18 protein-coding genes and 1 riboswitch are annotated in these 20,999 nt (G+C 65.6%); of the genes, 10 read left to right on the top strand and 8 right to left on the bottom strand.

Features of this window, described 5'->3' with window-relative positions:
- Positions 1–64 precede the first annotated feature (64 nt).
- Positions 65–1,927, bottom strand: coding sequence for a phosphomethylpyrimidine synthase ThiC (gene thiC / locus OZN62_RS12105; RefSeq protein ID WP_269100065.1), 1,863 nt, complete (start codon positions 1,925–1,927; stop codon positions 65–67).
- A 32-nt stretch (positions 1,928–1,959) separates the two neighbouring features.
- A riboswitch (TPP riboswitch) is annotated at positions 1,960–2,066 on the bottom strand.
- Between the two features lie 38 nt (positions 2,067–2,104).
- A complete protein-coding gene (locus OZN62_RS12100) occupies positions 2,105–3,058 on the bottom strand; it encodes an MBL fold metallo-hydrolase (RefSeq protein WP_269100064.1) in 954 nt (317 codons plus the stop codon).
- Between the two features lie 112 nt (positions 3,059–3,170).
- Here OZN62_RS12100 and OZN62_RS12095 point away from each other — a divergent pair, with 112 nt between their 5' ends.
- Positions 3,171–4,781, top strand: coding sequence for an AbgT family transporter (locus tag OZN62_RS12095; RefSeq protein WP_330848747.1), 1,611 nt, complete (start codon positions 3,171–3,173; stop codon positions 4,779–4,781).
- A gap of 17 nt (positions 4,782–4,798) precedes the next feature.
- Complete coding sequence (locus tag OZN62_RS12090; RefSeq protein WP_269102175.1) at positions 4,799–5,437, top strand: SOS response-associated peptidase family protein; 639 nt, start codon at positions 4,799–4,801, stop codon at positions 5,435–5,437.
- Between the two features lie 37 nt (positions 5,438–5,474).
- On the opposite strand, the gene OZN62_RS12085 is transcribed toward OZN62_RS12090, so the two are convergent.
- Positions 5,475–5,873: a hypothetical protein gene (locus OZN62_RS12085; protein WP_269100063.1), complete on the bottom strand. Its 399-nt coding sequence runs from the start codon at positions 5,871–5,873 to the stop codon at positions 5,475–5,477.
- A 178-nt stretch (positions 5,874–6,051) separates the two neighbouring features.
- On the opposite strand from OZN62_RS12085, the gene OZN62_RS12080 reads away from it, so the two are divergent.
- Positions 6,052–8,079, top strand: a complete 2,028-nt coding sequence (locus tag OZN62_RS12080) for an alpha/beta hydrolase family protein (RefSeq protein ID WP_269100060.1) — start codon at positions 6,052–6,054, stop codon at positions 8,077–8,079.
- A 74-nt stretch (positions 8,080–8,153) separates the two neighbouring features.
- On the opposite strand, the gene OZN62_RS12075 is transcribed toward OZN62_RS12080, so the two are convergent.
- Positions 8,154–9,020: a MipA/OmpV family protein gene (locus OZN62_RS12075; protein ID WP_269100058.1), complete on the bottom strand. Its 867-nt coding sequence runs from the start codon at positions 9,018–9,020 to the stop codon at positions 8,154–8,156.
- Positions 9,021–9,157: 137 nt separating this feature from the next.
- On the opposite strand from OZN62_RS12075, the gene crtY reads away from it, so the two are divergent.
- From crtY to OZN62_RS12045, 6 genes are all read left to right on the top strand, one after another.
- Entirely contained in the window at positions 9,158–10,354 is a 1,197-nt protein-coding gene (gene crtY, locus OZN62_RS12070) for a lycopene beta-cyclase CrtY (RefSeq protein WP_269100057.1), read from the top strand.
- Positions 10,351–11,847 carry a phytoene desaturase gene (locus OZN62_RS12065; RefSeq protein WP_269100056.1) on the top strand — a complete coding sequence of 499 codons (1,497 nt, stop codon included), beginning with the start codon at positions 10,351–10,353 and terminating at the stop codon, positions 11,845–11,847. Before crtY ends, OZN62_RS12065 begins: the two co-directional genes overlap by 4 nt.
- 24 nt (positions 11,848–11,871) lie before the next feature.
- On the top strand, positions 11,872–12,465 hold the full coding sequence (locus tag OZN62_RS12060; protein ID WP_269100055.1) for a TIGR00730 family Rossman fold protein: 594 nt from the start codon (positions 11,872–11,874) through the stop codon (positions 12,463–12,465).
- 41 nt (positions 12,466–12,506) lie between these two features.
- On the top strand, positions 12,507–13,553 hold the full coding sequence (locus OZN62_RS12055) for a phytoene/squalene synthase family protein (protein WP_269102174.1): 1,047 nt from the start codon (positions 12,507–12,509) through the stop codon (positions 13,551–13,553).
- 67 nt (positions 13,554–13,620) lie between these two features.
- Positions 13,621–14,100: a nuclear transport factor 2 family protein gene (locus OZN62_RS12050; RefSeq protein WP_269100054.1), complete on the top strand. Its 480-nt coding sequence runs from the start codon at positions 13,621–13,623 to the stop codon at positions 14,098–14,100.
- On the top strand, positions 14,097–15,971 hold the full coding sequence (locus tag OZN62_RS12045; protein ID WP_269100051.1) for an acetyl/propionyl/methylcrotonyl-CoA carboxylase subunit alpha: 1,875 nt from the start codon (positions 14,097–14,099) through the stop codon (positions 15,969–15,971). Before OZN62_RS12050 ends, OZN62_RS12045 begins: the two co-directional genes overlap by 4 nt.
- Here the strand turns inward: OZN62_RS12045 and OZN62_RS12040 are convergent.
- The gene (locus tag OZN62_RS12040; protein ID WP_269100050.1) at positions 15,968–17,440 is read right to left on the bottom strand and encodes a glycerol-3-phosphate dehydrogenase; all 1,473 of its coding nucleotides are present in this window, start codon (positions 17,438–17,440) and stop codon (positions 15,968–15,970) included. The two genes, OZN62_RS12045 and OZN62_RS12040, sit on opposite strands and share 4 nt — an antisense overlap.
- A complete protein-coding gene (locus OZN62_RS12035; protein ID WP_269100047.1) occupies positions 17,437–18,693 on the bottom strand; it encodes a multidrug effflux MFS transporter in 1,257 nt (418 codons plus the stop codon). The genes OZN62_RS12040 and OZN62_RS12035 overlap by 4 nt, the downstream gene beginning before the upstream one ends.
- A 76-nt stretch (positions 18,694–18,769) precedes the next feature.
- Here OZN62_RS12035 and dinB point away from each other — a divergent pair, with 76 nt between their 5' ends.
- Positions 18,770–19,900, top strand: coding sequence for a DNA polymerase IV (gene dinB, locus OZN62_RS12030; RefSeq protein ID WP_269100045.1), 1,131 nt, complete (start codon positions 18,770–18,772; stop codon positions 19,898–19,900).
- Here the strand turns inward: dinB and OZN62_RS12025 are convergent.
- Positions 19,886–20,350 carry an NUDIX hydrolase gene (locus OZN62_RS12025; protein WP_269100043.1) on the bottom strand — a complete coding sequence of 155 codons (465 nt, stop codon included), beginning with the start codon at positions 20,348–20,350 and terminating at the stop codon, positions 19,886–19,888. The genes dinB and OZN62_RS12025 overlap by 15 nt on opposite strands.
- Positions 20,338–20,958 (bottom strand): 6-phosphogluconolactonase, encoded by a 621-nt coding sequence (locus tag OZN62_RS12020; protein WP_269100042.1) that lies wholly within the window; start codon positions 20,956–20,958, stop codon positions 20,338–20,340. The genes OZN62_RS12025 and OZN62_RS12020 overlap by 13 nt, the downstream gene beginning before the upstream one ends.
- Positions 20,959–20,999: the final 41 nt, after the last annotated feature.

Raw genomic sequence — 20,999 nt, 5'->3', positions numbered from 1 at the left:
CCTCACGAAAGAAGGGAGGAGACTGCGATAAACCCGCAGGGCTTACAAGCGGCGAGGCCGCAGCCTAGTCGTGTTCGCGATCACCCTGCCCCATGTAGAGCTCGCGGCCGGTCTCATCGTAAACCTTGCTCATCTCTTCCATGCCCTTTTCTGCCTCTTCGGCGGCGACGAACTCGTCCGAGGACTGGTTTTGCAGCTTGGCAAACTCGCGCACTTCCTGGCTGATCTTCATCGAGCAGAACTTCGGGCCGCACATGGAGCAGAAGTGCGCCGTCTTGGCGCCTTCGGCGGGCAGGGTCTGGTCGTGGTACTGCTCGGCCGTGTCGGGATCGAGCGACAGGTTGAACTGGTCGCGCCAGCGGAATTCGAAGCGCGCCTTTGACAGCGCGTCGTCGCGCACCTTGGCGGCGGGGTGGCCTTTTGCCAGGTCCGCCGCGTGGGCGGCCAGCTTGTAGGTGACAACGCCAACCTTCACGTCGTCGCGGTCGGGCAGGCCGAGGTGTTCCTTGGGCGTGACGTAGCAAAGCATCGCCGTGCCGTACCAGCCAATCTGTGCCGCACCGATGCCGCTGGTGATGTGGTCGTAACCCGGTGCAATGTCGGTGACGAGCGGGCCAAGCGTGTAGAAGGGGGCTTCGCCGCAGGCTTCCAACTGCTTGTCCATGTTCTCCTTGATCTTGTGCATGGGCACGTGGCCCGGGCCTTCGATCATCACCTGCACGTCCTGCTCCCAGGCGCGCTTGGTGAGTTCACCCAGGGTGTAGAGCTCGGCGAACTGCGCCTCGTCATTGGCGTCGGCGATGGAGCCGGGACGCAGGCCGTCGCCCAGCGAATAGGCGATGTCATAGGCCTTCATGATCTCGGTGATCTCGTCGAAGTGCTCGTAGAGGAAGGACTCCTTGTGGTGCGCGAGGCACCATTTCGCCATGATCGAGCCGCCGCGCGACACGATGCCGGTAACGCGCTTGGCCGCCAGCGGCACGTAGGGCAGGCGCACGCCGGCGTGGATGGTGAAATAGTCGACGCCCTGCTCGGCCTGTTCGATCAGCGTGTCGCGGAAGATCTCCCAGCTCAGGTCCTCGGCAATGCCGCCAACCTTTTCCAGCGCCTGGTAGATCGGCACCGTGCCGATGGGCACGGGGCTGTTGCGGATGATCCATTCGCGGGTGTCGTGGATGTTGCGGCCGGTGGAAAGGTCCATGACGGTGTCCGCACCCCAGCGGATCGACCAGACCATCTTGTCCACTTCGCTCGCCACGTCCGATGCCACGGCGGAGTTGCCGATGTTGGCGTTGATCTTCACCAGGAAATTGCGACCGATGGCCATCGGCTCGGCTTCCGGGTGGTTGACGTTGGAGGGAATGATCGCCCGCCCGCGCGCCACTTCGTCGCGCACGAATTCGGGCGTCACGTAATCGGGGATTTCCGCGCCCCACGAATTGCCGCCGTCGCGGTCGTATTCGCGCAGGCGTTCACGGCCAAGGTTCTCGCGCTCGGCGACATATTCCATCTCCGGCGTGATGATGCCCTGCCGGGCGTAGTGCATCTGGCTGAGGTTCTTGCCCGGCTTCGCGCGCAGCACCTTCTTGGCGACATTGGGGAAGGCGGGGACGCCGCCGGAGCGGTCCGGCCCCAGCTGGCCGTTGTCCTCAGGCTTCACCTCGCGCGCGTCGTATTCCTCCACGTCGCCGCGATCGAGCTGCCACTGGCGGCGCAGCAGCGGCAAGCCGGTGGAGATGTCGATCTTGGCATCGGGGTCGGTGTAGGGGCCGGAGGTGTCGTAGACGCGGACCGGCGGCTCGCCCGAAGACGGCTCCAGGTCGATCTCGCGCATGGCCACGTTGAGCTTGCCAACATGGATCTTGCGGCTGCCGCGGATGGGGCCGGTGGTAACGCCGATTTCGAACTGCGAATTGATGTCGGCCATGGGTTTCCTCTCTGTCGGCAGAGGGGTTTCCGGGCGCGTGCAACAGCCCTTCCCTCCGCCCGTGCTAACGGGTTCAGGTTCAACGGGTCGCAGGATGCTAGCCCTGCCTCTCAGCCAAGCGGCTCCCCGGGGATGGCAGGGGTTTAGGCGCGTGCGGGCAGCGAGTCTAGGCAGCCTTTAGAGACAGTACCGGTCGCCGCGCCGCGCGACATGGAAACCGCGTGCCTCCACCTCCGCGCTTTCGGGTGAGGCGGGATCGCGGATCGGGTTGGTGTGGTTGTAGTGGATGAAATGGACCTTGCCGCGTTCCTCCGGCGGCAGGTCGTCCAGCAGGTCCATCGTGTCGCTCACGCGCGGATGCGGAATTTCCGACATGTCGCGCCCCGGCAGCTCGTTGTCGTCCCAGAAGGTCGCGTCGATGAACATCCGGTCGACCTGCGGCAGGATCGATCGCAGGAAATTCTCGCCGAACCGTTCGGGCCAGTAATCGATGTCGGGCAGATAGAGCGCGCTGCCGATGTCCGGGTGGGTGATCACGAAGCCGACGGTTTCGGAGTATTCGTCGCGATGCGGAACCTGCACCGGCGTCACCGCCAGGCCACCCTCCAGCATGTGCGCGCGCTGGTGCGCCATCGGCCGGAGGCGAATATTGCCCAGTTCCACCAGCTGGCTCCACGGGCCGTTGTCGCGCAGGAAACGCGCCATGCGCGGCATGGCCATGACCGGGATGCGACTGGCCCCTGCCGCTTCCCGTCCGAAATAGGCAAGGCCGAGATAGTGCCCGATATGGGCATGGGTAAGGAAAACGCCGTCCACACCGAGCCCCTCACCCGCAGGCGAGACTGCGTCGAGAACGGCCAGCTGTTCGGTTATCGCCGGGCTGGCATCGAACAGGTAGCGCTTGCCTTCGGTCCGGTCGATCAGCGCCAGCGAACTCGGCAGCAGCCGGGGACCGTGGTCGTCGGCATTGCCGATTTGCGGTGCGCCTGCGTCCTGCCCCGCCCCCAGCACGACGATTTCGTAGGCGCATGTATCCTGCGCATAGGCAGGTTCAGGCGCGGTCAGGCTGGCCGTCGCCAGGACGGCCAGCCACGTGCCCTTGCCCCAATTCGCTGCCAGCGTCCCCGTCATTTGGTCCCCATTGTCTGCCCCGGTCAGTGTGCAGCAATGTGCAGTTCTTGAGAATGATGACAATGCCGTTAGGCATTCGGACAAGACGAATTCGCAAGCAACGGGACATGTGATGACAGAATTTCCCAAGCCGGCTGGCAATGCCGCACCAGCAGCCGACATGCCGAAGCGCAATGCCTTCACCCGCTTCCTCGACGGCGTGGAGTGGCTCGGCAACCTGCTGCCGCACCCGGTGACGCTGTTCGCCTTGCTGGCCATCGGCATCGTGTTCGTGTCCGGCCTGTTCGGCTGGATGGGCGTGGCCGTCACCGATCCGCGCCCCGCTGGCGCTCCCGGTGTGGCAGAGGACGGCATGATCCGCGCGGTCAGCCTGATGGACGGCGACGGACTGCGCCGCATCTTCACCGGGCTGGTGGACAATTTCACCGGCTTCGCACCGCTGGGCGTGGTGCTGGTGGCCATGCTGGGCGTAGGCGTTGCGGAGAAGTCCGGCCTGCTCTCCGCTGCCGTGCGCTCGCTGGTACTGGGCGCCCCGCCCAAGCTGGTGACGGTGGCCATCGTGTTTGCCGGTATCATCTCCAACACCGCGAGCGAGGTGGGCTACGTGGTGCTGATCCCGCTGGGCGGCGCGATCTACTATGCGCTGGGGCGCCACCCGCTGGCGGGCATGGCCGCCGCCTTTGCCGGCGTTTCGGGCGGCTACAGCGCCAACCTGCTGATCGGCACGATCGACCCGCTGCTGGCGGGCATCACGCAGGAAGCCGCGCAGTTGATCGACCCGGACTATACCGTGCTGGCGACGGCCAACTGGTACTTCATGTTCGTCTCCACCTTCCTCATCGCGGCGATCGGTTCGCTGGTGTCGATCTACATCGTGGAACCCAAGCTTGGGCCCTACGATGCCAGCAAGGCCGACCCGACCATCCTCGACGACGGGATGATGCAGCCGCTGACAGACAAGGAACGCAAGGGGCTGCGCTGGGCCGGCGTGACCCTGCTGGCCGTGCTGGGGCTGATGGCCCTGACGCTGGTTCCCGACTGGGGCGTGCTGCGCAACGCGGAGACGGGCGACCGCATGGACTCCCCCTTCTTCGATGGTTTCGTGGTGTGGATCTTCATCTTCTTCGTCGCCATCGGTTACGCCTATGGCCGCGCCACTGGCACCATGAAGACCGATCGTGACGTGATCGACGCCATGGCCGCCGCACTATCGGCGCTGGGCCTCTACATCGTGCTGGTGTTCTTCGCGGCGCAGTTCGTGGCCTTCTTCGGCTGGACCAACCTTGGCGCCATCACCGCGGTGACTGGGGCCAATTTCCTCGTCGAAAGCGGGCTGACCGGACCGGCGGTATTCTTCGCCTTCATCCTGATCTGCGCGGTGATCAACCTCTCGCTCGGCTCGGCCAGCGCGCAATGGGCAGTAACCGCGCCCATCTTCGTGCCGATGCTGATGCTGATCGGCTATGCGCCCGAAGCGATCCAGGCGGCCTACCGCATCGGCGATTCCACCACCAACATCATCACCCCGATGATGAGCTACTTCGGCCTGATCCTGGCCTGGGCCACGCGCTACCAGAAGGACCTGGGCGTGGGCACGCTGATCGCGATGATGCTGCCCTACACCATCTTCTTCATCACGGCCTGGTCGGTGTTCTTCTATCTCTGGACCTTCGTTGCAGGGCTGCCGGTGGGTCCGGGATCGCCCACCTATTACACGCCCTGACGGTGTAGCCGGTGACCATGCTCTACCGCCTCGATGCCGATGCCGGGGCCATTGGCGACACATTCGGGGCGCGAGTCGGTGACGATCCCTGGACCGGTGGCCATGTCGCGCCAGGCAGCTTTGCTCCGGTCATTACCATTGGCCGGGAATTCATTGCCGGGCCGATGGCCGCAGGCCAGCCGAAACGGATGTTGCCGCGCCTGTGGGGCGTGCCCCCGCCGCCCTCCGCCCCCGATGCGGCGCGCCCGGTGCTGAGCGTGCGCAATCCAGACAGCCCGTTCTGGGTCGGCAATCTCCGCAATCCGGAATTCCGCTGCCTCGTGCCGGCTACGGCCTTCATGGAATGGGGCAGCGGGACCGATCGCGAGGGCAAGCGCATCCAGCACTGGTTCGCCTGCACGGACCAGCCGCTGTTCGCTTTCGCCGGCGTGTGGAAGGACAGCGAAGTGCCCGGCTTTGCCTTGCTGACCTGCGAGGCTAATGCCGAATTGAAGCGTGTGGGTCGCGACACCATGCCGGTGATCTTGCCGCCGCATTCGGGCGCGCATGAACTATGGCTACGCGCAAGTTGGGACCGGGCGAACGAGCTGCTCCAACCCTATTCATCGTCCCTGATGCGTGAACTGGCTACCAGCGCCGCGACGGCCGTCCGCTGAAACCGTCCGCCGGTGCGGTCGGGGAGGCGGCGATTACCTAGAAGCGGAGCATCGCCACGCAGATCAGCACGATGCCCATGCCAGCCGACAGCAGCGCCCAGACGCGGTTGATGGTGCCAAACATGCCCGAGGCATAGTGCAGGAAGGCGCGCCCGAAGGCGAAGATCACCAGCCCTTCGAGCACCATCCCCGCACCCATCACGGTGACCAGGATCGAGAGCCAGTCGCCCGGGTTGTAGGGATTGACGAGGTAGATCGTCGCGCCCAGCGACAGCACCACCAGCCCGGCAAGGAAACGCAGTCCCTCGCGCTGTTCGAACTCTTCCAGCATCGCCGCCCAGCTGCCCGGCGAACGCAATTCGCCCAGCGCGGCGCCAAGCGCATAAAGCCCCATGAACAGGGCAATCCAGGCGGGAATGTCTGCAGTCTCGGCCATTGCGTGCCTTCTCCTCCACAAGCTCAGCCACAAGGGTTAGCAGATTCGCCGGGGCTGCACAGGCAGGCATGATGGATATTCCCGGCCGGCCTGCCCTCAAGCCGGCATTTGCCTGTCGCACGCCAGCCGCTATGACCGGTTGCAGCTGAAACAGACCAGTAATGGGGACCCCCTGACGATGAAGCTTTTGCGTACTGCCCTGCTTACCACGGCATTGACCCTCCCGCTGACGCCGGCGCTGGCCCGCGAGATGACGCCCGAGGACGTCGCCCGCATCGAATATACCGGCACCGTCGCCGTCTCGCAGGATGGCAATCATGTTGCCTACACCCGCGTCCACTATCCTGACGTGACGCGCGGCGAGGACAATGGCTCGGCGCGCCAGCAGTTGTTCCTGGCCGATGGCGCGATGGACGTGCGCGCCTACCTGCCCGAAAACATGAGCGTTTCTTCCATCGGCTTCACCCCCGATGGCTCCATGCTCACCTTCCTGTGGACCGACGAAGGCGACGACCGCGCGCTCTGGGGCATCCCGGTGGACGGTGGTTCGCATCGCAAGCTGGCCGGCGTGGAAGATGCCGCCGTACGATCCTACGCCTTCTCGCCCGACGGCAGCGAAGTCTACCTGCGCGTTGCCGCGGCGCCGGACGAGGCGCGCGAGGATGAGGCGGACGCCGGTTTCAACTCGGTGGTCTACGAGGAAGAATTCCAGTTCAACCGGATCGTCGTCGCCAGTGTCGAAGGCACGACTGTCGATGCCGATCCGCGCGAGATCGAGGTGCCTGGTTACGTCACCTCGTTCCAGGTGGCGCCGAGTGGCGAATTCGCCGTCTTCACCAGCGCGCCCTCGCCGCTGATCGACGACGAATACACCTCGCTTCGCGCCCACATCCTCAACTTCGCCACCGGCGAGACGATCGAGGTGGAAACGCCCGGCAAGCTGGGCGACATCGAGATCTCGCCCGACGGCATGCACCTGTCGATGATCGCCGGCGTGGACGAGCACGACCCGGCTGACACCACCCTGCACCTCGTCGACACCTCGACGGGCGAATACTACGCGCTCAACGCCGGTGCTCCCGAAGCTGCCGTCGATGCCGAATGGATGGCCGATGGTCGCCTCGCGGTCGTCGTCCACGTCGGCGTGCAGAGCGTGCTGCGCTTCTACGACGACAACGGCGAGATGCTGCGCGAATATGACCCCGACGGGCTGATCCTCACCAGCATCGAGCAGGGCGGCAACCGCCTGGTGGTGGAGGCGAACGCGCCGACGCACCCGAACGAGCTGTTCTCCTTCAACGGCGGCAATTTCACCCGCTGGACCGACCACAACCCGTGGCTGGCCGAGATCGACTTCGGCGAGCAGCGTCCGTTCCGCTTCGAGGCGACCGACGGCACCGAAGTCGAAGGCGTGCTGATTCTGCCCGTCGGCGGCGTGCCCGGCGGCGGCGCCCCGACCATCTTCGACGTGCACGGTGGCCCCGAAGCACATGAAAGCAACGGCTGGGTCACCGGCTATTCCAACCCCGGCCAGGTCGCTGCGGGCCAGGGCTATGCCGTGTTCCTGCCCAACTATCGCGGCTCCACCGCCTACGGTACCGACTTCTCCAAGGCGCACTCGGGCAACTACACCGATCCCGAATTCCGCGACCTGGTGGACGCCAAGCACTGGCTGGTGGAAATGGGCATCGCCGATCCCGATCGCGTGGGCATCACCGGCGGGTCCTACGGCGGTTATGCCACGGCCTGGTCCTCCACCTACAATTCGGAGCACTTCGCCGCGGGCGTGATGTTCGTCGGCATTTCCAACCAGATCAGCAAGACCGGCACCGGCGACATCCCCATGGAGATGTTCCTGGTTCATGCGCGGCAATGGCCGTGGGACGATTGGCAGCACTTCCTCGAAGTCAGCCCGATCTACTACGCCGACCGCGCCGATACCCCGCTGCTGATCATGCACGGCGATGCCGACACGCGCGTCAGCCCGACGCAGAGCGTGGAAATGTACCGCAACATCCGTATCCGTCGCCCGGACACGCCGCTGCGACTGGTGATGTTCCCGGGCGAAGGCCACGGCAACTCCCGCGCCGCATCGCGTTACGAATACAACGTGCGGATGATGGAGTGGTTCGACACCTACCTGATGACTGGCGACCGCGACGCTCCGCTGCCGCCGGCGCGTCCGGAACTGAACATCGAGGACTGATCCCTCGCTTCAGGCAAACGAAAAGGGGAGCGGCCTTGCGGTCGCTCCCCTTTTTCATTGGCGTCAGGGCCGGGTCAGAAAGTGTAACCGACGCCTACGGCGCCGAGGAACTGGTTCCTCGTGCCCCGCACCGCCGTGAAGGGCGTGTCCGCCGCATCGCCCAGGACGCGCGAATAGCCGCCGATCACCACCAGGCCCAGGCCGCCATTGGTGACGTCACCATCGAGGTCGATGCCCATCAGCAGGTTCACGCCTGCGCTCGTAAATCCGCCGCCATCCGGATCATATACAGCCAGCGGCGATGCGCCCGGCCCGGTGTAGGCGAGCGGGTCGACGCGGTAGTAATAGTCCTGGAAATCCTCGTCCGCCCATTCGGTGGAGAAGGTCAGGCTGGCCACCACCGACTGGCTGAGCGGGGTGAAATAGGTGACCGACGGATTGACCACCATGCCCTCGTGCGCGCCGTTGATGTCCCACATCACGTCGGCGCCGATGGTCAGGCTGTCGAACGGGTTGAGCACCTGCGGAACCCTCACCCCGACATGCGGGCCGACCTCGATGGCACGATCCAGCTCGCCATAGAGCTCGACCACCTCGTCCTCGATCTGGGTCGCCCGGTTGGCGCGCAGGCGCCCGGAAATGCCCAGGTCCAGGCCCACGCCTTCATCCGGGTCCTGCACGAAATCGAGGGTGATCCCGGCGGCGCGTGGCGAAATCTCCACGCCCAGCAGCGAACCCTGCACGATCGGCAGGACGTTGAAGACGTAGTCGTCCGACCCGGTATAGGACGGGTTGATGGCTACACCCACGCCGATGGAGAGGTAATCTCCCGCGAACACGGTATCGCCCATGTCGACGGGCGGACCTTCTGCCTCCTGCGCCATGGCGGGCGCAGCGGTTGCCAGCGCGAGGCCAGCCGCGGAGAGGGAAAAACGGCGCATGTGCATGCTGAATATTCCTGTTGCCTTTGCCATTCAACGGGTCTCGTGAAGGGCGGTTCCACCACTTCGTTGCAAAATGATACCGGACCAAGGGCGGTGATTGCGCGCAGGTGCCAATGCGCTAAGGCCGCTGGGCGATGAGCGGACGGACCACGGATATTGCCATTGTCGGCGGCGGCCTTTCGGGCGGCCTGATCGCGCTGGCGCTGGCCATGTACCGTCCGGAGGTATCGGTCAGGCTGATCGAGGCCGGCGCACGGCTGGGCGGCAACCACCGCTGGAGCTGGTTCGCCAGCGACCTTTCCCCGGCTGGCGAAGAGCTGCTGTCCGGCTTCCGCAAGGCCGAGTGGGACGATGGCTACATCGTCCGGTTTCCCACCTACAAGCGCCGCTTGAAGGCTGCCTACCGGTCGCTGCAAAGCGCGGACTTCGCTGCACGGCTGGAGCGCGAACTGCCCGAGGACACGATCATGACCGGGCGCGAAGTCGCCGCGCTCGACGCAGAGGGCGTGGACCTGCGCGACGGCACCCGCATTACCGCGCGCAGCGTGATCGATTGCCGGGGCTTTGCGCCCACCCCGCACCTCACCGGCGGCTGGCAGGTATTCATGGGCCGCCACCTGCGCACGCCCGAGCCGCACGGGCTGGCCCATCCCATCATCATGGACGCCCATGTCGAGCAGCTGGGCGGCTATCGCTTCGTCTACACCTTGCCGGTTGGATCGCACGACCTGTTCATCGAGGACACCTATTACCAGGACACGCCCGATCTCGACCGTTCGGCCCTGTCCGCCCGGCTCGACCAGTACCAGGCCCGCATGGGCTGGAGCGGAGAGCCCGTCGCCTTCGAGACCGGCGTGCTGCCGGTCGTCACCGGCGGCAATTTCCGGGCCTTCCAGCAGGACCAGCAGATCAACGGCGTGACCGTGGCCGGCGCGCGTGGCGGCTTCGTCCACCCCCTGACCAGCTATACGCTGCCCGTCGCGGTCGAGGTGGCGCTGGCGATTGCCGAGGATGCGGACCTGCCCGGCGACCAGCTCTCCGCCAAGCTGGCATCCAGCGCGCGGCGGCACTGGTCGAACATGTCGTTCTATCGCCTGCTGGGCACCATGCTGTTCGGCGCGGCGCAGCCGGAACAGCGCTACAAGGTGTTCGAACGCTTCTATCGCCTGCGCGAACCGTTGATCGAGCGGTTCTATGCCGGGCGTTCGCGACTAGCGGACAAGGTGCGGGTGCTGGCGGGCAAACCGCCGGTGCCCGTCGTTCGCGCCATCGGAGCCATCGCCGGCTCATCCCCTCCCCTGCTCGATCCGACAAGGAATTCCCCCCGATGACTACTCCCGAAGGCAGGACAGCCTGTGTGATCGGCTCCGGCTTCGGCGGCATGGCACTGGCCATCCGCCTGCAGAGCGCCGGCATTGCCACCACCGTGGTCGAAGCGCGCGACAAGCCGGGCGGCCGCGCCTATTTCTGGCAGAAGGACGGCTTCACCTTCGATGCCGGCCCGACCGTCGTCACCGATCCCGATTGCCTGCGTGAGCTGTGGGCGATCAGCGGGCACGACATGGACGAGGACCTGGAGCTGATGAAGGTCATGCCCTTCTACCGGCTCAACTGGCCCGACGGCACCAACTTCGACTATTCCAACGACGAAGCCGACCTGCGCAACGAGATCATGAAGCTGGAGCCCGCCGATGTGGACGGGTACGATCGCTTCCTCGATTACTCGGCGGGAGTCTACGAGGAAGGCTACGTCAAGCTGGGCACCGTGCCGTTCCTGGACTTCAAGTCGATGATCAAGGCCGCCCCGGCGCTGGCCAAGAAGCAGGCCTGGCGCAGCGTCTATTCGATGGTGTCGAAGTACATCAAGAACGAGAAGCTGCGCGAGGCCCTGTCGTTCCACACCCTGCTGGTGGGCGGCAACCCGATGAAAACCAGCTCCATCTACGCCTTGATCCACAAGCTGGAGAAGGATGGCGGCGTGTGGTGGACGCGCGGCGGCACCAACCGCCTGATCGCCGGCATGGTGCGCCATTTCGAGCGGCTGGGCGGCACCATGCGCGTCGGCGACGCGGTGGTGAAGGTGGAAACCGAGGGCAAGCGCGCCAAGGCCGTGCACACGGCCAGTGGCTGGACACAGAAGTTCGATGCCGTCGCCAGCAATGCCGACATCGTGCATTCCTACAAGCAGCTGCTGGGCGACAGCCATCGCGGCAAGACCTATGGCAAGGCGCTGACGCGGAAGAGCTTTTCGCCTTCGCTGTTCGTCGTGCATTTCGGCATCGAGGGCACCTGGCCCGGCATCCCGCACCACATGATCCTGTTCGGCCCGCGCTACAAAGGGCTGCTGGAGGACATCTACGACCGCGGCATCCTGCCCGCCGATTTCTCCATCTACCTGCACCACCCGACCGTGACCGATCCCAGCATGGCGCCGGAGGGGATGAGCACCTTTTACGCGCTGGTGCCGGTCGCCCACCTGGGCAAGATGCCGGTCAACTGGGACGAGGTGGGCAAGGAACTGGAGAAGCGCGTGCTCGACGAAGTCGGGCGGCGGCTGATCCCCGACATCCACGATCGCATCGTCACCAAGTTCCACTACACCCCGAAGGATTTCGGCCACGATCTCAACGCCCACCTCGGCAGCGCCTTCAGCCTGGAGCCGGTGCTGACGCAAAGCGCCTGGTTCCGCGGCCACAACCGCGACTACGTGATCGAGAACTTCTACCTCGTCGGCGCGGGCACCCATCCGGGCGCTGGCATTCCCGGCGTGGTCGGCAGCGCCAAGGCGACGGCCGGGCTGATGATCGAGGACTTGTCTTCCTGACGCTTGCGGTTACGGCATTTTCCCATGTCGAACAGCTTTAACCGTCTCGCCGTCTATTGCGGCTCCGCTACCCCTGCGGATCCGCGCTACATGCAGCTTGCCCGCGATGTCGGGCAGACGCTGGCCAAGCGCGGGATCGGCGTCGTCTATGGCGGTGGCAAGGCCGGGCTGATGGGCGCGGTCGCATCCGGCGCGCTGGATGCCGGCGGCGAGGTCATCGGGGTGATCCCGCAGGCGCTGAAGGACATGGAAGTCGCCAACCTCGACTGCACCGAGCTGTACGTCGTCGCCAACATGCACGAGCGCAAGCAGATGTTCACCGACATGTCGGACGGCTTCGTCACCCTGCCTGGCGGCGTGGGCACGATGGACGAATTGTGGGAAGCAGTCAGCTGGGCGCAGCTCGGCTACCACCAGAGCCCGGTCGGCCTGCTCAATTCCTTCGGATACTATGACGGCCTGCTGGCGTTTAACCGGGAAATGGCCGAAACCGGCTTTATCAGGGAAATGCACCGCGACATATTGATCGTGGGCGACACGCTTGAAGGACTGCTCGAGAAGATGGCCGAATACCAGCCGATCCAGACCATCGTGCAGATGCGCGCCGAGGACCTGTGAACCTGAAGCGGGTCAAACCCAGGCCACTGGTCGCCAGCCAGCTGCTCAAGGCGACGCCCAGGCAGGTCGGTGGCGGCAGGCCGCGCGCATCACTGGTCAGGCGCGCCCGCGAGAGCATCGCGGAGGGCTCCAAGAGCTTCACCGTCGCCTCCCTGCTGTTCGACAAGGACACGCGCGAGCGGGCGCACCTGCTCTATGCCTGGTGCCGCCGCTGCGACGACATTGCCGATGGGCAGGACCATGGCGGCACGCTGGACCTGAGCAAGGCCGGAGATAAGGACCGGGTGGAGGCCATCCGCGTGCTCACTCACCGGGCGCTGGAAGGCCAGCCGACGGCCGATATCGCCTTCGACGCGCTGGGACAGGTCGCCGCCGAAGTCGGCATCACGCGCGAGATGTGCGACGATGTGATCGACGGTTTTGCGCTGGATGCCGAAGGCTGGATGCCGCGTACCGAGGGCGACCTGATGCGTTACTGCTATCATGTCGCGGGCGCTGTCGGGGTGATGATGGCGCGGGTGATGGGCGTGCCCAAGGATGCCGAGGATACGCTCGATCGCGCCTGTGACCTTGGCCTGGCCTTCCAGCTCAACAATATCGCGCGCGACATCTGGGAAGATGACGCCGCCGGGCGCTGCTACCTGCCGCTGGAATGGCTCGCCGAATTCGACATTCCGCCGGGGCAGCACATGAAGCCGCAACACCGCAAGGCGCTGGTGAAGATGGCCCGGCGGCTGGTGAAGATGGCCGAGGTGCACGATGCCTCCGCCCGTATCGGCGCGGGTCGGCTGCGCTTCCGCCAGCGCTGGGCGATCCTGTCCGCCGCCAACATCTACGGCGCCATCGGGCAGGAAGTGGTGCAACAGGCCGAACTGGCGTGGGACCACCGCGCCCACACCACGCTGGGACAGAAGCTGCTGCACGTCGCCGCCGCGCTGATGGAAACCGTGGCCGGATCGTGGGAGCCGCAGGAAAAGCCCAAATGGACGCGCGGCCAGCTGATGGTGATGGCGCGCATGGCGCAGCCCATCGCCGACGTACCGCGCACCCCGCTGCGCGACGAAGGCGTGCGCCGCAAGGACGACTGACCGCCTCCGGCGAAGGTTGCATTTGCAACCACATGCAGGCATCCGGCGGAACGAGAGGATTGGTCCGATGACACACCGCATATCCACCCTGTTCGCCCTGCTTTGCCTTGCCCTCGCACCGTTTCCGGCATCTGCGGGCGAGAATGCCGAGAGGGAGCGTGTGCTCGAGACGGTCGAGGCCTTCATGGCGGCGTTCGATGCCAAGGACCCGGAAACGATGGCCACCATGCTGACCGAGGATGCCGTTGCCACCTGGGTGCACGCGGAACAGCCTGACGTACCAGCGCAATCCACGCGGGCTCAGGAGCTGGTCGCGTTTGTCGCCAGCGTTCCCGGCGAAATCGCCGAGCCGATCGAGGTTATCGAGGTGCTGGTAGACGGACCGGTAGCCATGGTCTGGGCAGATTTCGGCTTTTACCTGGATGGCGAGCGAAGCCATTGCGGGGTCGATATCTTCACGCTCGTTCGCGAAGGCGATGAATGGAAGATCGCCACCATCACCTACAGCCACGTCACTCAGGCCTGCGAGGACGCGCCGACCCCATGATTGCCAAGCTGCTCATTGCCAATCGCGGCGAGATTGCCTGCCGCATCATCCGCACCGCGCGCGCAATGGGGATCGCCACCGTGGCGGTATATTCCGATGCCGATGCCAAGGCGCTGCATGTCCGCCAGGCGGACGAGGCCGTGCACATCGGCCCCTCGCCCGCTGCCGAAAGCTATCTCGTTGGCGAGAAGATCATCGCCGCGGCGAAGGAAACCGGCGCACAGGCGATTCACCCCGGCTACGGCTTCCTGTCGGAAAACGCCGCCTTTGCGCAGGCGGTGATCGATGCCGGGCTGATCTGGGTCGGCCCCAAGCCGAGCAGCATCGAGGCCATGGGCCTGAAGGATGCCGCCAAGAAGCTGATGCGCGCGGCGGGCGTGCCCGTCACCCCCGGTTACGAGGGTGAGGACCAGTCAGTCGAACGGCTCAAGTCCGAAGCCGACGCCATCGGCTATCCGGTGCTGATCAAGGCTGTCGCGGGCGGCGGTGGCAAGGGCATGCGCAAGGTCGATGCCGCTGGGGACTTCGAAGCCGCGCTGGAAAGCTGCCGGCGCGAGGCCAAGGCCAGCTTCGGCAACGACGAAGTGCTGCTGGAAAAGTGGATCACCTCACCTCGCCATATCGAGGTGCAGGTGTTCGGCGACAGCCACGGCAACGTCGTCCACCTGTTCGAACGCGACTGCTCGCTGCAGCGGCGCCACCAGAAGGTGATCGAGGAAGCCCCCGCCCCCGGCATGGACGAGGCCACGCGCGAGGAAATCTGTGCCGCCGCCGTGCGCGCTGCCAAGGCTGTGGACTACGAAGGCGCGGGCACGATCGAATTCATCGCCGACGCCAGCGAAGGCCTGCGCGCCGACCGCATCTTCTTCATGGAGATGAATACCCGCCTGCAGGTGGAACACCCGGTGACCGAGGAGATCACCGGCGTCGACCTGGTCGAATGGCAGCTGCGCGTCGCCAGCGGCGAGCCGATCCCGTTGCAGCAGGACGAGCTGAGCATCAACGGCTGGGCGATCGAGGCGCGGCTCTATGCTGAGGACGCGGCGAAGGGGTTCCTGCCCTCTACGGGGCCGCTCACCCATCTCGATCTTGTCGGTGACCGGGTGGAAACGGGTGTCGAGGAAGGCGGTGAGGTGTCACCCTTCTACGACCCGATGATCGCCAAGCTGATCGTCCATCGCGAAGATCGCGAAGCCGCCATCCAGTCGCTTGCGCTGGATTGCTCGGAAGTGATTTGCTGGCCGGTTCGCACCAATGCCGAGTTCCTCTGGCGCGCGCTCGAACACGAGATATTCCGCTCTGGCGAAATGACGACGGGCTTCCTCGAAGCCGAAAGCGATGCGCTCTTGCCCACCGGGGAGCCGTCGGCCGCAGCCCTTCAGGCGCTGACCGATCATTTCCTCGCCGCTGCGGATGAAACCTCGCCGCCGGAACTCGTTGGCCTGCGCCTCAACGCGCCCAAAGCGGAGCCACTGATGAAGTTCAGCATCGGCAGCGCGACCTTCGACCACCGTCACCAGTGGCATTCGCCGCATGCCGGACGACACGTGGAAGAAGTCGAAGAGGGCGTGCTGGTCAACGATCTCGGCACCACTTTTGTCGCTACAATCGCGCGCAACGAGACCGCCGGTGTCCACGCCCACGACGGCGACATCCTCGCTCCCATGCCGGGCAAGGTTATCGCTGTCCATGTGGCCGAAGGTGATCCCGTCACGGCGGGCCAGCGGCTGCTGGTGCTGGAAGCAATGAAGATGGAACACGCCCTCACCGCACCGTTCGATGGTTTGGTGGCAGAACTTTCCGCCAGCGAGGGCGCGCAGGTCCAGGTCGAGGCGCTGCTGGCGCGGGTTGAGGCACCAGCGGAAGACTAGCTGCCGAGGTATTCCGCCAGCGCGGCCTGTTCGGCCTCGCTCATGTGCATGCCCTGCTTGGTGCGGCGCCAGAGAATGTCCTCCGCCGTCACGGCCCATTCCTTCTCGCGCAGATAAGTGACTTCGGCTTCGGAAAGCCCCGCACCGAAATTGCGACCAAGGTCGTCCCAGCTCTTCGCCTCGCCCAGCCAGTCGACCGCACGGGTGCCGTAGGCACGGCCGATGCGCAGCACGTCGCGCTCGGAAAGGAAGGGATATTCCTCCGCCAGCACGTCGATCAGGTGGTGCTGGGCTTCCTTGTCGAAATCGCCGCCGGGCAGCGGCGTCTTGCCGGTCCAGTGCTCGCCCTGCAGCACCTTCAGGCGCTTCGCCAGCTTGTCCACCGCCTCTTCCGCCACGTGGCGATAGGAGGTGATCTTGCCGCCGTAGATGCCCAGCAGCGGCGCCCCCTCGTCCTCGTCGCTCAGCGCCAGCCGATAGCCGCGCGTCGCCGCTTCGGGGCGGCCTTCGCCAAGGTCCACCAGCGCGCGCACGCCGGCATAGGTGTGCACCACGTCGGCCTGGGTCACGTCATGCTCGAAATAGCGGTTCACCGCGTCGAGCAGGTAGCGCACCTCCTCGTCGCTGGCTTCGACCTCGTCGAGCGAGCCCTTGTGGTCGGCATCGGTCGTGCCCACCAGCGTGAAGTCGCCCTCCCACGGGATGGCGAAGCAGATGCGCGTGTCGGGCTGCTGCAGGATGTAGGCGCAGTCGTGGTCGAACAGCTTGGGCACCACGATGTGCGATCCACGCACGCGGCGAATGCCATAGGCGGGCTTCTCGCCAGCGACCTTGGCAATGTCGTCCGCCGCGGGGCCGGCCGCGTTGACCAGCGCGCGCGCCTTGAAGGTGCCGGCCGACGTTTCCACCACCCACAGGTCGCTTTCGCGTCGCGCTGAGGTGACCTCGGTGCGCGGACGGATGTCGGCGCCCATCTCGGCGGCGTCCATGGCGTTCAGCACCACCAGCCGTGCATCGTCCACCCAGCCGTCCGAATACTCGAAGGCGTGCTTGTAGCGCCGCTCCAGCGCAACGCCCGCGCGGTGCTTCTTCAGGCTGATCGAGCGGGTCTTCTTGAGGCCGCCATGCCCGCCGATGTGGTCGTAGAGGAACAGGCCCGCACGCAGCATCCACTTGGATCGCATCTCGGCGGTTACGGGCAGCACGAAGCGCATCGGGTGCACGATGTGCGGGGCGATGGACCACAGCACGTCACGCTCGCCCAGTGCTTCGCGCACCAGGGCGAATTCGTAGTACTCGAGGTAGCGCAGCCCGCCGTGGACCAGCTTGGTCGACTTCGACGAGGTACCGCTGGCCAGGTCGCCCTTCTCCAGCAGCAGCACCTTGGCGCCGCGCCCTGCGGCATCGCGCGCCACGCCCGCGCCGTTCACCCCGCCGCCGATCACGATCAGGTCGTAGATGTCACTCATGGCACCACCCGCTCCTTCGGCGGCATGACATTCAGGCGCCGGAACAGCCTGCCGCGTTCGCTGAACAGCACCAGCATCAGCGCGGTGGATGAGCAGATCAGCAGCGCCCAGGCGAAGGGAATGGCGGTGCCGTCGTAGGACTGGCCGATTATCATCCCCACCATGGCCGCGCCGAACATGCGGAAGAAGGTCTGCACGCTGCTGGCCGATCCGGCGATATGCGCGAAGGGCTGCATGGCGATGGAGCCGAAGTTCGCACCAAGGAAACCCAGCAGCGCGAGATTGATGCTCATCAGCGGCAGGAACCAGGAGATGTTGCCGGGGTGGACGTAGGAGGACCACACCTGCACCGCGCTGACGGTGATGAACATGATCACCCCGAAATGCGACACGCGCCGCGCGCCGAAACGCATGACGATGCGCGAGTTGATGAGGTTGGTGAAGCTCATCATCGCGGCGGTCGCGCCGAACAACACGGGGAAGGCCGCATCGCTGACGCCGAAGGCATCCTGGTAAAGCTGCTGGCCGGAATTCACGTAGCCGAACACCCCGCCCATCACCAGCATGGAGCCGAGGACATAGCCGATCGACTGGCGGTTCATCAGCGAGACGCCCATGTTGCGGGCGATCACGGGCAGGTTGATTTCCTGCCGGTTCGCCGGCGCGAGCGTTTCCGGCAGGCGGAAATAGACCCAGGCAGCCGTCGCCACGCCCACCAGCGAGAGGGCGACGAAGATCAGCCGCCAGCTGCCCACCAGCAGGATGGCCTGCCCCAGGCTGGGCGCGAAGACGGGGACGGAGATGAACACAGCGGCGATGGTCGACATCAGCCGGGCCATGTGGTCGCCTTCGTAAAGGTCACGCACGATGGCCATGGGCACCACCATTAGGCCCGCCCCCAGCAGGCCGGTAACGCCGCGGATCACGATCATGCTTTCGAAATCGGTCAGCATCGCCGTCACCAGCGACAGCACCGAAAAGGCGATCAGCGCGAGGAAGATGATCGGGCGCCGGCCATAGCGGTCGGCATAGCTGCCCGGAACCAGGCAGCCGACGCCCATCATGATGGTGTAGACCGCGATCACCAGCTGGCGATCGTTGCCGTCGGCCACGCCAAGGTCGGCCGCCATCTCGTCCAGCGCGGGCAGCATCGCATCGATGCCGAGCGCATTGAGGCTCATCAGCAGCGCCAGCAGCACGATCAGTTCGCGCCGTCCCAGCGGCAAAGAGTCGAGTGGGCTGCCCTTGGTCATTCACCAACTGCCCTAGACCGGGCACCTTGGCGAGAAAAGGATTAAGTCAACGAAGCGCACGCGGTAGAAGGGCGGCATGGCGGAATCACCGGGATTTGACGGCCCCGACGGCGAGGAGGACGAAGCGCAAGGCCTGCGCAAGATCATCCACGTCGACATGGATGCCTTCTTCGCCAGCGTGGAGCAGCGCGACAATCCGGAACTGCGCGGCAAGCCCGTGGCCGTCGGCGGCTCTTCCGGACGCGGCGTGGTGGCCGCGGCCAGCTACGAGGCGCGCAAGTTCGGGGTGCGCAGCGCCATGCCCTCGGTCACCGCCCGGCGGAAATGCCCGGACCTGATCTTCTGCAAGAGCCGCTTCGACGTCTATCGTGAGGTGTCGGAGCAAATCCGCGCGATCTTCCGCCACTACACCCCGCACGTGGAGCCGCTCAGCCTCGACGAAGCCTATCTCGACGTGACCGAGGACCGGCACGGTATCGGCAGCGCCACCGCCATCGCGCAGGCGATCCGCAAGCGCATCCGCGAGGAGACCCAGCTGACGGCGAGTGCGGGCGTGTCCTACAACAAGTTCCTGGCCAAGCTCGCCAGCGACCAGAACAAGCCCGACGGCATCTGCGTGATCCGCCCCGGCGAAGGCGCAGCCTTCGTACAGTCGCTGCCGATCCGCCGCTTCCACGGGGTCGGCCCCAAGGGGGCGGAGAAGATGGCGCGGCTCGGCATCGAGACCGGCGCGGACCTGGCGGAGAAGGACCGCGACTGGCTGAACCGGCATTTCGGCAGCTTCGGCGACTACCTCTTCCGCGCCGCGCGCGGCATTGACCTGCGCCCCGTGCGCGCCAACCGCATTCGCAAGTCCATCGGCGGCGAACGCACCTTCAGCGAGGACATTTCCGCCGAGGACGAGCTGCGCGACACGCTGGAGCGGATCATCGACATCGTGTGGGACAGGATCGCCGAGAAACAGGCCAAGGGCCGCACGGTGACGCTGAAGCTGAAATACAACGATTTCCAGATCGCCACCCGCGCGAAATCGCTGCCGCAGCCGGTCGCCGACAAGCGCGAATTCGCCGAGGTGGCACGCTCCATCCTGGACAACGAACTGCCGCTGCCCATGCCGATCCGGCTGATGGGGCTGACGCTCAGCAATCTCGAAGGCGTGGAGCGCGAAGAGCCGCGCCGCGACGACGCCCAGCTATCGCTGCTGTAGCAGCGGCAGCCTGCGCATGGCCTGACCGGTCAGCTGCGATGGCAAGCGGTCGAGCGAGAACCATTCGACCGCGATCACCTCGCGATTGTCGGGGCGCGGTTCGCTGAGGGCGCGGGCGGCGAAGATGGAAACCAGTTGCGGCGCGCCGTACAGGCGTTCCTCGCACTGGTGCAGCATTTCCAGCGAGTGCAACTCGCAGCCCAGTTCCTCGTAGACCTCGCGGCGAATGGCGACCTCCGGGTCCTCGTCGCGCCTGGCGCCACCGGCGGGGATGGTCCAGGCTCTCGAGCCGTAAGACTGGCGCAGGAACAGCACTCGGCCGGCGTCGTCCTCGATGAACACGCAGACCCCGGCTATGCGCGGGCGGAATAGGCTCAGGTAGCTCTTGCGCAGCACATGGCCGAAAGGAAGCGCGGCCCGGTGCGCCCAGGCGGGCATCAGGTGAAGCATGTCACCTGCTGCATTGCCGCGCCCAGCAGGCGGGCGACCGGCAAGTCGTGCTCGCCCGCCACCGCCGCATCGAATACCGCGCGCTTGTCGTCGCCGCGGATGACGAACATCAGCGCATCGGAATTGAGCAGCGCGGGGATCGTCAGGGTCACCCGGTCGAACGGCGCTTCGGGCGGCAGCGGGTCGGGCGTGAGCCGGCGCACCATTTGCGGATCGTCGAACTGCGGATCGGTGTTGGGGAACAGCGAGGCGATATGGCCGTCCGCCCCCATCCCCAGCCAGACCAGCGCGAAATGCGGCACCTGCTCCATCTCGTTGAGCGTCGCGACCGTGGCACCGACCGGCTCGAACAGCTGGCGGATCTTGCCGGTGTTGCTGGCCGGATGGTCTTCCGGAACGACGCGGTCGTCTCCCGGCCAAACGGCCACCCGCGACCAGTCCAGATCGGCACGCACCAGCTTCTCCATGATCGGGAAGGGGGTGGACCCACCCGGCACGCTGATGGCGACCGTTTCCGCGTGCTCGGTCAGGTTGCTGCGCAGCACCGCCTCGATGAAGGTGGCGATATAGTCGTCGGAGGAATCTTCGATGATGTCGATGTCGGCCATGTTTCCCGACTATACGCAAAACCGCCGCGAGGCGAGAGGCC

The organism is Aurantiacibacter sp. MUD11 (assembly GCF_026967575.1).
In the GTDB taxonomy this organism is placed as follows: domain Bacteria; phylum Pseudomonadota; class Alphaproteobacteria; order Sphingomonadales; family Sphingomonadaceae; genus Alteraurantiacibacter.
The sequence above is the reverse complement of the archived record's forward strand: the minus strand, read 5'-3'. Positions and strand labels throughout refer to the sequence as shown.

Bases quoted from the DNA above. Each gene is read 5' to 3' on its own strand.
- thiC (WP_269100065.1), bottom strand. From the start codon at position 1,927: ATGGCCGACATCAATTCGCAGTTCGAAATCGGCGTTACCACCGGCCCC.
- OZN62_RS12100 (WP_269100064.1), bottom strand. From the start codon at position 3,058: ATGACGGGGACGCTGGCAGCGAATTGGGGCAAGGGCACGTGGCTGGCC.
- OZN62_RS12095 (WP_330848747.1), top strand. From the start codon at position 3,171: ATGACAGAATTTCCCAAGCCGGCTGGCAATGCCGCACCAGCAGCCGAC.
- OZN62_RS12090 (WP_269102175.1), top strand. From the start codon at position 4,799: ATGCTCTACCGCCTCGATGCCGATGCCGGGGCCATTGGCGACACATTC.
- OZN62_RS12085 (WP_269100063.1), bottom strand. From the start codon at position 5,873: ATGGCCGAGACTGCAGACATTCCCGCCTGGATTGCCCTGTTCATGGGG.
- OZN62_RS12080 (WP_269100060.1), top strand. From the start codon at position 6,052: ATGAAGCTTTTGCGTACTGCCCTGCTTACCACGGCATTGACCCTCCCG.
- OZN62_RS12075 (WP_269100058.1), bottom strand. From the start codon at position 9,020: ATGCGCCGTTTTTCCCTCTCCGCGGCTGGCCTCGCGCTGGCAACCGCT.
- crtY (WP_269100057.1), top strand. From the start codon at position 9,158: ATGAGCGGACGGACCACGGATATTGCCATTGTCGGCGGCGGCCTTTCG.
- OZN62_RS12065 (WP_269100056.1), top strand. From the start codon at position 10,351: ATGACTACTCCCGAAGGCAGGACAGCCTGTGTGATCGGCTCCGGCTTC.
- OZN62_RS12060 (WP_269100055.1), top strand. From the start codon at position 11,872: ATGTCGAACAGCTTTAACCGTCTCGCCGTCTATTGCGGCTCCGCTACC.
- OZN62_RS12050 (WP_269100054.1), top strand. From the start codon at position 13,621: ATGACACACCGCATATCCACCCTGTTCGCCCTGCTTTGCCTTGCCCTC.
- OZN62_RS12045 (WP_269100051.1), top strand. From the start codon at position 14,097: ATGATTGCCAAGCTGCTCATTGCCAATCGCGGCGAGATTGCCTGCCGC.
- OZN62_RS12040 (WP_269100050.1), bottom strand. From the start codon at position 17,440: ATGAGTGACATCTACGACCTGATCGTGATCGGCGGCGGGGTGAACGGC.
- OZN62_RS12035 (WP_269100047.1), bottom strand. From the start codon at position 18,693: ATGACCAAGGGCAGCCCACTCGACTCTTTGCCGCTGGGACGGCGCGAA.
- dinB (WP_269100045.1), top strand. From the start codon at position 18,770: ATGGCGGAATCACCGGGATTTGACGGCCCCGACGGCGAGGAGGACGAA.
- OZN62_RS12025 (WP_269100043.1), bottom strand. From the start codon at position 20,350: ATGCTTCACCTGATGCCCGCCTGGGCGCACCGGGCCGCGCTTCCTTTC.
- OZN62_RS12020 (WP_269100042.1), bottom strand. From the start codon at position 20,958: ATGGCCGACATCGACATCATCGAAGATTCCTCCGACGACTATATCGCC.